Raw genomic sequence first — 13,470 nt, 5'->3', positions numbered from 1 at the left:
AAATTCGAGTTGCACAAAACGCGTTTTCCTTCAGAATCTTTCCGAAAAGCCCCGGATCGCCGGATGGAGGAATTCGCGCCCATGGACAGACCGCCCCTTGCAATGGAATCCATCATGATACCCGTGAACGGCACGGACACCCTGCACCTCCGGCGCATGCGCGCCCGCGAGGGCGGAAGGCCCGTGCTCATGTTCCACGGGGGCGTGGAGAACGGCAGGATATTCTATTCGGACAGCGGCAGGGGATTCGCCCCTTTTCTCGCGCATAACGGGTACGACGTCTTCGTCGCCGACGCCCGCGGGCACGGGGGAAGCGTTCCTCCCGCGGGGCGGGCGTCCCTGTACGGGCAGCATGAGATGATCCTCGATGATATTCCGGCGTTCTCCCGGGCGATCCGCACGATCCGGGGTGACGCGCCCCAGCTCTGGGTCGCCCATTCCTACGGCGGCGCGCTGGCCGCCTCGGCGATCGCGCGCGACCCGTATTGCCGCGCGTCCGCGGCCGCGCTGGTGTACCTGGGCTCCCGGCGGAGGATCGCGGTGCGCAACCCCGCGCGCTTCATCCAGATCGATTTCTTCTGGCGCTTCCTCGCGCGGGGGGTCTGCGCGGCCTGCGGCTACCTGCCCATGAAGGACCTGCACCTGTTCCTGGGCGACGACAACGAAACGCGTATGTTTTATCGCGACAGCGTGGAATGGCTCGTTTCAAAAACCTGGCGGGACACGGTGGACGGGTTCGACTACGGGGAGGCCATACGGGGCATCACGCTTCCGCCGGCCCTCTACGTCGCCTCGGAGGGCGACCGGTGTCTGGGGAATCCCGCCGATGTGCGGCGATTCATGCGGGAGTGCGGCGACCTGAAGGGCGCGCTCATGGTGCTCGGGAAAAAGCACGGCTCGCTGCGCGACTATTCGCACATCGAAATGCTCACCCACCGGGACGCGGTCCTGGACCACTTCCCCCGCATTCTCGCATGGCTTTCCGGCGCGGCACCGGCCGCTATTTGACGACGAACTTTACGACGAACCGCTTGGCCGGCTTCTCCGGAGGCCCGAACGGGCGCGCGTAGGCGAATTCCACCTCGTCCTCGCCCGCGGCGAGCGCGGTGACCTTCATCACCTGGATGTCGATCCCCCCGACGATCCCGCCGCCCGCCGATTCTATCGCGTGCTCCTTCACCGCCACAAGCCCCCGGGCGGGATGAGCCTCCCACCGGTACCCGGTAGAAACCTGGGCCTCGATCCTGACGAGCATCTCCGATCCCAGCGCGAGCGGGATCGCCCTTCCCTCGTCTGCGGGGGATAGTGCCTGCTCCGGGAGCGATGCGCATCCCTGGATGAGCATGACGGCGCACAGCAGGCACAGGGGGCCGATACTCAGGTTTGTCGTTAATCGTTTCATTGCTCCGCTCCTCACATTCCCTCGACCACGACCCACGCCGCGCCGAAGCCTATATTGTTGCACCCGTACTCGACCCACCCGTATCCGTCCTCGCCCCAGTCGGTGCTCCACGAATTCTTGATGAGGTACGATTTTTTGGAATCGTCCCATCCTACGATCACGATGCCGTGATTGATGTCCCGGGGGCCCCAGGTCGAGGCGAACTCGTCGAACACGCCGCTCCGGTACGCCTGGAAGGCCGGGGTCGCCTTGATGCAGGCCGCCAGCGGCCCGTACTTGCAGAGCGCCGCCTTCATTTCGTCAACCGAAGGGTTACCGGCGTCGGCTTGAACGTAGCCCCACGCGGCGATGCGCAGGGGCACCTCGCTTCCCTTCCTGCACGCCTGTTCGCGCGCCCCGTAGGGGACGCTCGCCTCGTCCACCGGGGAGCTTCGCGTGAGGAAATCGAAGGCGTACCCGTACCACCCGCCGCCGCAGCTCCCGGCGTCGCGGCCGCTCTTGTCGACCGCGCAGTCCACCAGGAACTGTTCCGAAAGGTCCATTTCCCGGTTGTTCACGATGAGCGCGCTCGACTCGACGACCGCCACGGAGGAAAACGCCCAGCAGCTTCCGCAGTTTTCCTGGAACTTGACGGGGGTCACCTTGCCGCGCCGCACCCAGCTGAACGAAGAAGCCTTGGGGTCGGCGTCGGGAGCGAGGGCGGGTTCTTTCTTGGGCTCCTCGACCGGGACCTTGTCCTTCCCGGCGGGCTCTTCGGTCTCGTCCGTGCGCGCGCCCTCGTCGCGCCGTTCATTCGCATCCGGCTCGACCTTCTCTTCGGGTTCCTCCGCGCGTTTTTCCGGCTCGGTCTTTTCCGGCCTTTTCTTTTTCTTCTTAGCGCGTTCGGCCTCGGCGAGCTTTTTTAAAAACATCTGGAACATCTGGTTTCCCAGGCTGCTCTGGACGCGCGCCTCCTTCTCGACACCCCGCGGCACCTCGAGGCCGGTGATCTCCTTGATGTCGCGCTTGATCGCCTCGGTGATATCGACCTTGAACTTGTAGTTTCGCCGCACAATCTCCTGGCGTATCACCTCGACCTTCATCTTGACGAGCTCGATGTCCTTTTTCCCGATATCCTTCTGCTTCTCGACGTCCTGTTTGAACCTTTCCTTCGTCTGGGACTCCACCGCGCGGGGACCCGCGACGAGGGCGGTCGTTATCAGAAGCAGTCCCGCGACGACATTCCTGGTTTTCATGGCGCACACCCCGGCTAGATGATGTGAAAACACGGCACCGTGCGGCGCCGGTCCGGATTACTGTATATGGGCGCGAGGGAAATGCAAGCGAATATCGGCGCCCCGCGCCCCATTAAAAATTGATTGAAAAAGGCCGCGTGTGGTGGTTTGAGTGTACTCCCGCGGCCGCATTCTGCGGGAAGATGAATCTAATCCGGACGGAGGAACCATGAATACGCGCAGCCTGAGAAGCCTCATCGCCGCAGCGGCGCTCGTGACAGTCGCGTGCGTCATGCTTTCCTGCGTATCGGGAAAGCTCTCCGACCGGGAGCGCTGCCTCCTGGAATGCGACTCGCTCTACCGCGAATGCGCCGACGCCTGCGGGGGCTACCGCATGGGGGACACGCAGGACGCCCGGCGAAAGGACGCAGTGCTCTACGGCGGGGGCAAGTGTCTGGAAGGGTGTAACACCAGGCACGATTCGTGCAGGAAAGACTGCGAACAGTTCAAGTCCTATGACCGGATAGAGGAAAAATAGTATGCCGCGCAGGAAGCTCAGGGACATACAGTCCGAGGCCCCGGGCATTAGGGACCTTCCCATAAACAAGGTCGGGGTGAAGGACATCTCCTACCCCGTGGTCGTGCTCGACCGCGCCGAGGGCAGGCAGCACACGGTCGCGCGCGTGAACATGTACGTGGACCTGCCCCACCACTTTCGCGGGACGCACATGAGCCGGTTCATCGAGATCCTGAACCGTTACCGCGAGGGGATCAGCACGCTCAACATCCGGGAAATTCTGGACGAGATGAAGTCCCAGCTCAAGGCGCGCAACGCCCACTTCGAGATCGAGTTCCCGTATTTCATCACGAAGGGCGCGCCCATATCCGGGGAGAAGGCGAAGATGGAATATGCCTGCAGGCTCTCTGCAAATTCCTACGACGATTTCTACACCCTCGCGGTCCGCGTTCCGGTGCTCTCGCTGTGCCCGTGTTCCAAGGAGATATCCGAGTTCGGGGCGCACAACCAGCGCTCGATCATGACCATCACCGTCCAGGCGCGCGAGCGCATCTGGATCGAGGAAATCGTCGATCTCGCGGAGAAGTCCGCGAGCTCGGACATCTACTCGATATTGAAGCGCGAGGACGAAAAGTATCTCACCGAAAAATCGTACGAGAACCCCATGTTCGTGGAGGACATGGTGCGCAGCGCGGCGGCGAAGCTCGCGGGGCTCGACAAGATCCTCTGGTTTTCCGCCGAATCCGAGAACATGGAATCGATCCACAACCATTCCGCCTACGCGCAGATCGAAATGGACCACAGGCGCTCCTGATCCCGCCCGCTGCACGGCACCCTGAATGAAAAAGCCCCCGGCACCGGGAGCTTTTTTACATGGTTTCGATATTTCCGGATTTTCCGGCGCTAATACCGGGGAACGTTCAGGTCCGTGTCGTAGAGCTTGCGCGGGATTATCAGGAAAAGCATGAGCATGGTGATGGACAGGATCACGAGGAGCGACATGCCGACGAGTATGATCATCTGGTTCTTGATCTCGTCGATACGCTCGAGCGAAACGCCCGTGCGCACCGCCCCCCAGTGCCTTCCCTTAACCGTGACGGATGCCGCGATGTCCCAGATCACCTTGCCCGTATCCTGGTAATAAAGCTGGCGAATGGGCTCCTCGTCGTTGTGGCGCGCCGCGCGGATCCCCGTGGGATCGTCGAAAATGCGCTTGCCCCGGCTCATGCGGATATTCTGCAGCGGGTCCGCGGTGGGAAGCCCCGAATACTTGGAGTTGTGCGTGGGCGCGTACCCGTTCACGTCCACCAGCACCGCGTAGGTGAGATCCGGGTCGGCGAGAAACTGGTCAAGGGTTTTCTGGATGAGTTTTTCAAGGAGCTTGTCGTAGCGGGTCGTGTATTTTTTCGGCGCGGTCCCGGGTATCTCCACGTAAGTGGTGTCGAAGAGATCGGCCTCCGTGAGCGTGCGCGCGTCAAGGAGCTCATCCATGAACGCCCCCATGACGTGGGCGCCCACGCGGGCCTCGACCCTGCATTTCTCGTAGAGCTGGCTTTCTATGTTGTCGAACATTTTCGCGATGATGAGATAGGAACTGATGCACAGCAGCCCGCAGAGGCCGAGCACCGTCATTATTTTATATTTCAGGTTCATAGAGCCCGCTGCCTTCCGGATTTGCGCCTTGGCCGGGAGGGCCTGGAAACGCCCTGCCCGCCTGTTCAATTCTGCTGGACAGTATAAATAAATGTCAATAATTTTTATTCGGCGTCCAGGAGCGCATCGGCGGGCCGCGGGACGGTTTTAATCCCCGGCGGGGCGTACGGCATGGGAGATGAGCTCCCGCCTGGCGGGTGCGATAAACGGCACGGGACGACGGCCGGGGGTCCGATATCGCACAGGCCGGAAGGCGCGGGGCAACGGGGGCGCCCTGGAACGCTTCACGTGAATCGGCGCCCGCCCCGCCGTGATCGTCGCGAAGTCCCTTCCGCGTGACGCGCGATTATCAATTGACAGGCCCGGCCGCGGGCTGTGTACTCGTACAGCCGGAAGGAGAACCCTGCATATGTCCGGAGGTTGCCATGAATAGAACGCTTATCAAGGAACTGCTCGTCTCGGGCGCCGCGGGGACGCAGGTGCTCGCGCGCGGGTGGGTGCGCACCAAGCGCGACGCAAAGGGATTCAGCTTTCTCGAGCTGAACGACGGCTCGTGCCTCCGGAACATCCAGGTGGTCGCCGATTCGGCCCTTGCCGGGTACGAGGACATCCAGAGGCTTTCCACGGGATGCAGCGTCGAGGTCACTGGCACGCTCGTCGATTCGCCGGCGAAGGGACAAAAGTACGAGATCGCCGCGTCCGCCGTGAAGGTGTACGGCTGGGCGGACCACGAGCATTATCCGCTCCAGAAAAAGCAGCATTCGTTCGAATTCCTGAGGGAGATCGCGCACCTGCGGCCGCGCACCAATACGTTCGGCGCTGTGCTCAGGGTGCGTAGCGCCCTTTCCTTCGCGATCCACGAGTTCTTCCAGTCGCGCGGCTTCATCTACGTGCACACGCCCATCATTACGGCGAACGACTGCGAGGGCGCGGGCGAGATGTTCGGCGTCACGTCCCTTGACCTGGCCGACGTTCCGCGCCGCGAGGGGAAGGTCGACTTCGAGCGCGATTTTTTCGGGACGAGGACCGGGCTCACCGTGAGCGGACAACTGGAGGGCGAGCTCCTCGCCTGCGCCATGGGCAGCGTCTACACCTTTGGCCCCACCTTCCGCGCCGAGAATTCCAACACCGCGCGCCACCTCTCAGAGTTCTGGATGGTGGAGCCCGAGGTCGCCTTCGCGGAGCTTCCCGACGACATCATTCTCGCCCGGGATTTCCTGAAGCACATCTTCCGCGCGTGCCTGGAGAAATGCCCCGAGGACATGGAGTTTTTCAACGCGCGCATCCAGCCCGGGATCATCCAAACCCTGGAAGACATCGTGAGCGCGCCGTTCGAAACGATCACCTATACGGAGGCCGTGGACCTGTTGCAGAAATCGGGCGAATCGTTCGAATTCCCGGTGAAATGGGGCAGCGACCTCCAGTCCGAGCACGAGCGCTACCTCACCGAGAAGAAATTCAAAAAGCCCGTCACGGTCACCGATTACCCGAGCGGGATCAAGGCCTTCTATATGAAGCTGAACGACGACGGGAAGACGGTGCGCGCGATGGACGTGCTCCTGCCCCGCATAGGCGAGATCATAGGCGGGAGCGAACGCGAATACCGGTACGACGTGCTGGTCGAAAGGATGAAGTCGATGGAGCTTAATCCCGACGACCTGTGGTGGTACCTGGACATAAGGAGATACGGCACGGTCCCGCACGCGGGCTTCGGGCTTGGGTTCGAACGCGCCGTCCAGTTCATCACGGGCATGCAGAATATCCGCGACGTCATACCGTTCCCGCGCACGCCGGGCAACGCGGGGTTTTAGTCGGACGCAACGGGGCAGGAATATATCGGTTAAGGCATCTAATTCATTCCCCCTCCCTCGATGGGAGGGGCTGGGGAGGGTGGAAAGCTCCTCCATGAATCAGGAATTCAACAATGCGAACGGGCGCCACCCGGGAAATTTACCAGGAGACTATCATGAAAATAGCGATCGGATGCGACCACGCGGGCGTGAGGCTCAAGGACAAGATCAAGGCGGCCTTTCCCGATATCGAGTTTCTCGACATGGGGACCAACAGCGAAGAGTCCACCGACTATCCCGATCACATTGCGAAGGTCGCGCGCGCGGTGCAGGAAAAAACCGCCGAGCGCGGGATAGGCATCTGCGGGACAGGGATCGGGGCCTCCATCACGGCAAACAAGCACCGGGGGATACGCGCCGCGCTGTGCGGGAACGAGTTCATGGCCGAGATGTCGCGCATGCACAATGATTCCAATATGCTCATCCTGGGCTCCCGGGTGACGGGGGAGGACCTGAGCTTCGCGATCGTGCGCCGCTGGATCGCCACCGGTTTTGAGGGCGGCAGGCACCAGCGAAGGCTCGACAAGATCGCGGGCATAGAGAACGGGCAGTGCGGTGGCAATCTGTAGAGACGTCAATCCGTAGAGACGTCCCGCCGGGACGTCTCTACGGATTGACGCCGACCGGTTTTTAACCCCCTTGAAATAATGCCGTCCTGCCTTAAAATGTTGCTTTACTTGCGCCCCGTTTTGTGCGATTAAGAATATACAGAAATAAATTACCGGAACCACCCATGCATAAAATGCGCACACGCTACATTCGATATCTCGTTCCCTTCATAGCCTTCATCCTGCTTTCCCCGGCGCCCGAATTTTCCGATTCCGTGAGGTTCGGCCCCAGGGGACTCGACCTCTACAACGTCAGGATGACGCGCGACGACCGTGGAAGGGAGGTTTACCGCCTGGACGACAATTCCTACCGGGAAAAAAACGTGCCGTCCGTGACAGACCTGGTGCTCTCGTTCAACGGGCCCGCCTCCTCGTCGGTGCGCGATGATACCGGGAATTATACCCTCCGTTCATCGGTCTACGACAGCGCGACCGGGAACGGCGTGCTCGGGGGCGGCGGCGCGTCGTTCTACAAGAAGGAGCACCGTGTCGAGATCGAATCGGCGCGCAACCAGTGGATGGGATCGTGCGAGGACCTGGGATCATTCACCATCGAGATGCGCATCTACCCCGTGGCGCTGCGCGAGGACGCGGTGCTGCTTTCGCGCATGGGCCAGACATCGGGCGCGCGGATTGGGATCGAGCTCGTGATGAAAAACGGCCATATCGTCGCCCGGCTCAGCCGGCTCTTCAAGGAGGAGGACGGACGGCGGACCGGGGACTTCGTCCTCAATCGGGGGCGTCTCCTCGAGGAGAAGCGATGGTACCACGTGAGCCTTTCCTTTGACAGGATAACCGGAAAGCTCGCGCTGTTCATTAACGGCGAAGAGGACGAGATGGTCTACGCCTCCGAGCGGGGCGAGCCGGGCGTAAAAGTCTACAAGCCCTGTTTCTCCTGCGAGGACCTTCCCATCGCGATCGTCGGGAAAAACTTCTACGGCATAATCGACGAGCTCCGCATCTCGTACCGCCATTTTGACGATTTAAAGAGGGAGAGCGACATGGCGATCCGCGCGCACGGCGAAGCTGGGCGGATCGGCCGCGTCCCGGTCAACCGCGAGGGCGTAGTCACGAGTCCCGTCCTGGAGTTCCCCCATACGGGAACCGGCGTGCTCCGCTTCCAGTGGGGCGAGACCCTTCCCGCCCACACCTTCATCTGGTTCGAGTTCCGCACCGGGGACGACCTGTTCACCATGAACGCCGACGCGCCCCGCTGGTACCGCATCGAAAACGGGCAGCGGAATATTTACATGGAAAAATCCGGCAACGGCTACCTGCGCGGCCGGTACTACCAGTGGCGCGCGCACTTGGCGCCCTCGCCGGACGGCAACCGCTCGCCGGAGCTTTTCGACATATCGCTCAACTACCTCGACGACGACCCGCCCCTTCCGCCCCGCGCGGTGGAGGCGGTGCGCACGTCGGATAATGGGATACGGCTCCGCTGGCGCAAGTCGGTGGAGGAAGACATCCTGGGTTACCGCGTATATTACGGCACGCGGTCCCGTGCCTACGACGGGGTCATAGGCACGATCGGGGGCGCGCGTATTTCTAATGACACAAGCGCCGATCCTGCGTATATTGAAATAGAGATTACGAACAAGGTGATCGACGAGAACATGAAGAGGGACGGCAGGAAAATTCTTGAGTACCCGCTGTTGAAAAACGGCGTTCTCTATTTCTTCGCCGTAACCGCGTACGACACCTACAGGCCCGATTCCGGGTATAACCACGAATCGAGGCACTCCGAGGAAATCTCGGCGCGCCCGTTCGCCGGTTCGGAGATCACCAGGTAATGGAGGTGCCCATGGGGCTCCAGAACTATACGATTAAGGATCTCTCGGCAAGCCTGCGCCTCATCCCCTACTTCAAGGAAGTAAGCCCCGTCGGGGTCCTCCGGAGCATGGACTTTTTTTCCGACGTCAACGAGGACACGATCGCGTCGATTGCGGCGGACGTGTTTATCAGCGAATTCCCCGAGGGCACCGTGGTGTGCCGGCACGGCAAGTTCGACGAGCGTTTCTTTATAATCCTCTCGGGAACCGCCCGCGCGGTGATCCCCACCGAGGACAATCCCCGGTTCGAGCTCTACAGGCTGGGACCCGGCGACTTTTTCGGAGAGGAGATCGTCCTTTCCACGGAGCCGCGGGGGGACAGCATCATCGCGGAAACGGCCTGCGTCATGCTCGCCATGCCCTCCGAGATACTTAAAACGCTTATCGGCGCGTCGCCGCACGTGCGCGGGCTCATGGACGCGCGCTACATAGAGCGCAACCTGCGCGGCGACCTCAGGCGTATTCCCCTCCTCACCAACCTGGGCGACGATATCTTCGAGCGATTGCTCAAGGAGGTCGAGCTCCTGGACTACACGACGGGCCAGATCGTCTTCCGCGAGGGCGACCCGGGTGACGCGTTCTACCTCATCCGCGAGGGCAAGGTGGACGTATACCGCACGGTGGACGGGGACCGGAAGCTCATTGCCATACTCGCCGACGGACAGTATTTCGGCGAGATGTCGCTCATGTCCGACGAGGTGCGCAACGCCACGGTCGAGGCCGTAAGCAAGGTCTCGCTGGTGCGCATATCGCGCAACGTCTTCATGAAGATCGCCGGGAGCGACGCGCGCGTCCGCGGCGAGTTCCGCGATGTCTTCGCCGAGCGGAGCAAAAACCGCGAGGACATCCTTAAAAACCCGTATATCGCGCACATGACCCGGCAGCTCCTGGACCTTAATCGCGACATCAACATTCACATGGACATCCTGTCGCAGTGCGTGATCGACACGGAGCGCGGCGGGGCGCTCCTGGCCACCATGCCGGGCTCGCGCTACCCGTACGTGTATCCGCGCGACAGCGCCTGCGCCTCGCGCTTTCTCTTCAAGGTCATCACGAGCCCCCTTAAGGCCGGCGACAGCGCCTTCAGGCTCCTGGGGGAGATCGCGCGCTTTATCCTGGAGTGCCAGCGCGCCGACGGCTACTGGGGCCAGCGTTACGGCATCGTGGGCGACGACAAGGCAATCTACAAGCAGGAGGACAACGTCGCGCACGGGATTGCGATCCTCTGCAGATATTTGCTCGCCTGCAAGCGCCGCGGCGCGCCCACGCCCCTCCTGGAACGCATGGTCTCCGCGATCGAACACGGCTTCGATTACGCGAAGAAAAACTACTACCGCAATGAGATTCACCTCTTCTACTCGACCACATCCATCCATGAGTCCGCGATCGAGGAGGGCTATTCGATCTGGGTCAACTTCGCCTACCTGCTCATGTTTCGGCTCATGGAGCGCGTGGCCTGCGATTACGGCATGGTAGAGCGTTTCGCCGACGCGATGGAAATGAAAAGCGGATTCGAGAGCACGATCGAAAAAATCTTCACCATGTCGGGACGATTCGTGCGGCGGCTGAAGCCCAACGGCGAGATCGACCTGAGGCCCGACATCACCCTCATGAGCCCCTTCTTCTTCGGGAGCGGCCTCGTGGAGGATTTTTTCATGGATTCCGAGGAGTTCCGAAACTCCATCCAGTATATCGAACAGACGCTCTGGGACCCTGACCTGGGTATGCTCCAGCGCTACCTTCCCTTTATCGAGGACCCGCACACGCACGTCCACGCGGGGAACGGACCGTGGGTACAGTACACCTCGATGCTCGCGCAGTATTATTTCTATACAGGGAACATGGAGCGCGGCAATAAAATACTTGCAATAATCGACTCGTACAAATCTAAAGAGGGATACTTGTGCGAGCACCTCACCACGCCGGAGCGGTATTTCGAGTTCAAACGCCTTGAATGGCTTTCGGGGGACGATTTCGACAAGGAATTCGCCCCGGGCATTCTTGTCCCCGGAATCCCCTACGACCTCGTGGTCGAGGAGCTCACCCACATGAAGAAGTCTTACGAAGAGGTGGAGCGCCGGTGCGCCGAGGTCGGCAAAAACGGGCACATCTCTTTCGCGACACCTCTCATGTGGTCGCACGCCGAGTACGCGATGGCGCTCATGCTGCGTACCGAGAAAGAGCTTGAGACGCTTAGGGGCAGTTTCGATGAAAACGCTGCACAGGGAAATACGACTGCCTGAAGATACCGCGGGCGATGTCAGGACGATCGCCCGCACGCTGAACGACGCGGGCTTTGAATGCTACCTGGTGGGCGGTTCCGTAAGGGATCTCCTGCTGGGCGGAAACGCGTTCGATTACGACTTTGCTACGGACGCGCTCCCGGAAAAGGTGACCGGCCTGTTCCGGCGGGTGGTCCCCACGGGAATCAAGCACGGCACGGTGTCGGTGCTCCTGGGCGCACGGCAGTACGAGATCACCACATATCGCGCCGACGGCGCGTACGCGGACGGGAGGCACCCCGAGAGCGTCCGTTTCTCGAAGACGCTCGAGGAGGACGTCGCCCGGCGCGACTTCACGATAAACGGAATCGCCTTCGACGTATTGAAGAACGATCTCATCGATTATCCCGGCGGGCTGGAAGACATGGAGCGGAAGATCATCCGCACCATAGGCGATCCGCTCGCGCGCTTCGGGGAGGACGGGCTGCGCCCCTTTCGCGCCTGCCGGTTCGCCGCGAAGCTCCGGTTCGTCATCGAGGAATCGACCTGCGCCGCGATCGGCATGACGCTCGACATCGCGGCGCAGGTTTCGATGGAGCGGGTGCGCGACGAGCTCATGAAGCTTCTCGAGGCACATGAGCCCTCCATCGGGTTCGAGTACATGCGGGAGTCCGGTCTCATGAACGTGTTCCTCCCGGAGCTTGCCGCATGCTACGGGCTGAAACAAAACAAGTACCACATGTACGATATATACTATCACAGCCTGTACTCGACGGACGCAGCGCCGTCCGGTGAGCCGATCATCCGGCTTTCGGCGCTCCTGCACGACCTGGGGAAGGTGCCGGTCCGCCAGGAAGGCCCCGACGGCGAATCCACCTTCTACAACCACGAGGTCGTGGGTATGAGGATGGCACGCCGCATATTAAAAAGGCTCAAGTTTTCGAACGAGGACTCTGCGAAGGTCACGAACCTGGTCGCCAACCACATGTTCCATTACACGGACGAGTGGACCGATGGCGCCGTACGCAGGTTCATGCGCAAGGTGGGACTCGAAAACCTTGACGATCTCATCCAGCTCCGGCTCGCCGACCGGCGGGGCAACGGCATGCGGGACGGCATCCCCCAGCCCATACGGGAGCTCAGGAAGCGGATCGATAAAATAATCGAGGCCGAGAACGCCATCACCGTGCGCGACCTGGAAATAGACGGATACGCGATCATGGAGGAATTCAAGGTGAAGCCGGGGCCGCTTATCGGCGCCATCCTGAACGAGCTCCTCGAGATCGTGCTCGATCATCCGGAGGTCAACGAGCGCGCGCAGCTCGTCGAGCGCGCCCGCGAAATACACGGGAGACTTAAGGATACGGACTTATATATGCGATCAAATAAAAACAACGTGGAGGACGCATGAGGGTACCGGAAGTCACTGTAAGGGACAAGGTCGCGCTGGTCACCGGGGCGAGCCGCGGGATCGGGGAGGCCGTGGCGAGAACGCTGGGCGTGTTCGGGGCCAAACTCATACTGGTCAGCAGGAAGATGGACGATCTTAAAAAGGTCCAGCGCGACATCGGCATCGAGGGCGGCAAGGCCGAGTGCTTCGCGGTCAATACCGGGGAGATGGACCAGATCAACGATCTGTTCAAGCAACTGCGCGAGAAGTACCCCAAGATCGACATTCTCGTCAACAACGCGGCAACCAACCCCTTCTTCGGGGACGTGCTGAGCGCCGACGAGCGCGCGTGGGACAAGACGCTCGCGGTGAACCTGAAGGGATGCTTTTTCATGGCCCAGCACGCGGCGAAGTGGATGAAGGAAAAGAACGGCGGGTGCATCGTGAACGTATCGTCCGTGAACGGGATTCGCCCGGCGCCCATGCAGGGGATTTACTCGATCACGAAGGCCGGGCTCATCGCCCTCACGAAATCATTCGCGAAGGAGCTCGCCCCGTTCAACATACGGGTGAACGCCGTGCTCCCCGGCCTCACCGACACGAAATTCTCGGCGGCGATCACGAATAACGAAGACATCATGAAGCTCGTGCTTCCCTCCATCCCCATGGGACGCTTCGCGCGCCCCGACGAGATGGCGGGCACGGTGCTGTATCTCTGCTCCGACGCGGCGACCTATACGACCGGGTCGTGCATCGTGGTCGACGGCGGCATGCTCGCCTGA

General features: G+C 61.2%; 12 protein-coding genes. 9 read left to right on the top strand and 3 right to left on the bottom strand.

What is annotated here, in order from left to right:
* Nucleotides 1-63 precede the first annotated feature (63 nt).
* Complete coding sequence (locus EPN93_08115) at nucleotides 64-1,008, top strand: alpha/beta fold hydrolase (GenBank protein ID TAL36772.1); 945 nt, start codon at nucleotides 64-66, stop codon at nucleotides 1,006-1,008.
* On the opposite strand, the gene EPN93_08110 is transcribed toward EPN93_08115, so the two are convergent.
* Both EPN93_08110 and EPN93_08105 read right to left on the bottom strand, forming a co-directional pair.
* Nucleotides 1,001-1,552, bottom strand: coding sequence for a hypothetical protein (locus EPN93_08110; protein ID TAL36771.1), 552 nt, complete (start codon nucleotides 1,550-1,552; stop codon nucleotides 1,001-1,003). The two genes, EPN93_08115 and EPN93_08110, sit on opposite strands and share 8 nt — an antisense overlap.
* On the bottom strand, nucleotides 1,414-2,637 hold the full coding sequence (locus tag EPN93_08105) for a hypothetical protein (protein TAL36770.1): 1,224 nt from the start codon (nucleotides 2,635-2,637) through the stop codon (nucleotides 1,414-1,416). The genes EPN93_08110 and EPN93_08105 overlap by 139 nt, the downstream gene beginning before the upstream one ends.
* Before the next feature lie 208 nt (nucleotides 2,638-2,845).
* On the opposite strand from EPN93_08105, the gene EPN93_08100 reads away from it, so the two are divergent.
* The gene (locus EPN93_08100) at nucleotides 2,846-3,154 is read left to right on the top strand and encodes a hypothetical protein (protein TAL36769.1); all 309 of its coding nucleotides are present in this window, start codon (nucleotides 2,846-2,848) and stop codon (nucleotides 3,152-3,154) included.
* A 1-nt stretch (nucleotide 3,155) separates the two neighbouring features.
* Nucleotides 3,156-3,947, top strand: a complete 792-nt coding sequence (locus tag EPN93_08095) for a GTP cyclohydrolase I FolE2 (protein ID TAL36768.1) — start codon at nucleotides 3,156-3,158, stop codon at nucleotides 3,945-3,947.
* Nucleotides 3,948-4,036: 89 nt separating this feature from the next.
* On the opposite strand, the gene EPN93_08090 is transcribed toward EPN93_08095, so the two are convergent.
* A complete protein-coding gene (locus EPN93_08090) occupies nucleotides 4,037-4,786 on the bottom strand; it encodes a HAMP domain-containing protein (protein TAL36767.1) in 750 nt (249 codons plus the stop codon).
* A gap of 425 nt (nucleotides 4,787-5,211) precedes the next feature.
* On the opposite strand from EPN93_08090, the gene EPN93_08085 reads away from it, so the two are divergent.
* The 6 genes from EPN93_08085 to EPN93_08060 all read left to right on the top strand — a co-directional run bounded on the left by EPN93_08085 (nucleotide 5,212) and on the right by EPN93_08060 (nucleotide 13,470).
* Complete coding sequence (locus EPN93_08085; GenBank protein TAL36766.1) at nucleotides 5,212-6,597, top strand: asparagine--tRNA ligase; 1,386 nt, start codon at nucleotides 5,212-5,214, stop codon at nucleotides 6,595-6,597.
* A 155-nt stretch (nucleotides 6,598-6,752) separates the two neighbouring features.
* Nucleotides 6,753-7,205: a ribose 5-phosphate isomerase B gene (rpiB, locus tag EPN93_08080; protein TAL36765.1), complete on the top strand. Its 453-nt coding sequence runs from the start codon at nucleotides 6,753-6,755 to the stop codon at nucleotides 7,203-7,205.
* A gap of 164 nt (nucleotides 7,206-7,369) precedes the next feature.
* A complete protein-coding gene (locus EPN93_08075) occupies nucleotides 7,370-9,037 on the top strand; it encodes a hypothetical protein (protein ID TAL36764.1) in 1,668 nt (555 codons plus the stop codon).
* Complete coding sequence (locus tag EPN93_08070) at nucleotides 9,037-11,319, top strand: cyclic nucleotide-binding domain-containing protein (protein TAL36763.1); 2,283 nt, start codon at nucleotides 9,037-9,039, stop codon at nucleotides 11,317-11,319. The genes EPN93_08075 and EPN93_08070 overlap by 1 nt, the downstream gene beginning before the upstream one ends.
* Nucleotides 11,285-12,709 (top strand): HD domain-containing protein, encoded by a 1,425-nt coding sequence (locus EPN93_08065; GenBank protein TAL36762.1) that lies wholly within the window; start codon nucleotides 11,285-11,287, stop codon nucleotides 12,707-12,709. Before EPN93_08070 ends, EPN93_08065 begins: the two co-directional genes overlap by 35 nt.
* Nucleotides 12,706-13,470: an SDR family oxidoreductase gene (locus EPN93_08060; GenBank protein ID TAL36761.1), complete on the top strand. Its 765-nt coding sequence runs from the start codon at nucleotides 12,706-12,708 to the stop codon at nucleotides 13,468-13,470. The genes EPN93_08065 and EPN93_08060 overlap by 4 nt, the downstream gene beginning before the upstream one ends.

It is taken from the genome of Spirochaetota bacterium, from assembly GCA_004297825.1.
Lineage (GTDB): Bacteria > Spirochaetota > UBA4802 > UBA4802 > UBA5368 > FW300-bin19.
The sequence above is the reverse complement of the archived record's forward strand: the minus strand, read 5'-3'. Positions and strand labels throughout refer to the sequence as shown.

Bases quoted from the DNA above. Each gene is read 5' to 3' on its own strand.
- EPN93_08070 (TAL36763.1), top strand. From the start codon at position 9,037: ATGGAGGTGCCCATGGGGCTCCAGAACTATACGATTAAGGATCTCTCG.
- EPN93_08095 (TAL36768.1), top strand. From the start codon at position 3,156: ATGCCGCGCAGGAAGCTCAGGGACATACAGTCCGAGGCCCCGGGCATT.
- EPN93_08060 (TAL36761.1), top strand. From the start codon at position 12,706: ATGAGGGTACCGGAAGTCACTGTAAGGGACAAGGTCGCGCTGGTCACC.
- EPN93_08110 (TAL36771.1), bottom strand. From the start codon at position 1,552: ATGGGACGATTCCAAAAAATCGTACCTCATCAAGAATTCGTGGAGCAC.
- EPN93_08085 (TAL36766.1), top strand. From the start codon at position 5,212: ATGAATAGAACGCTTATCAAGGAACTGCTCGTCTCGGGCGCCGCGGGG.
- EPN93_08065 (TAL36762.1), top strand. From the start codon at position 11,285: ATGAAAACGCTGCACAGGGAAATACGACTGCCTGAAGATACCGCGGGC.
- EPN93_08090 (TAL36767.1), bottom strand. From the start codon at position 4,786: ATGAACCTGAAATATAAAATAATGACGGTGCTCGGCCTCTGCGGGCTG.
- EPN93_08115 (TAL36772.1), top strand. From the start codon at position 64: ATGGAGGAATTCGCGCCCATGGACAGACCGCCCCTTGCAATGGAATCC.
- EPN93_08075 (TAL36764.1), top strand. From the start codon at position 7,370: ATGCATAAAATGCGCACACGCTACATTCGATATCTCGTTCCCTTCATA.
- EPN93_08100 (TAL36769.1), top strand. From the start codon at position 2,846: ATGAATACGCGCAGCCTGAGAAGCCTCATCGCCGCAGCGGCGCTCGTG.
- EPN93_08105 (TAL36770.1), bottom strand. From the start codon at position 2,637: ATGAAAACCAGGAATGTCGTCGCGGGACTGCTTCTGATAACGACCGCC.
- rpiB (TAL36765.1), top strand. From the start codon at position 6,753: ATGAAAATAGCGATCGGATGCGACCACGCGGGCGTGAGGCTCAAGGAC.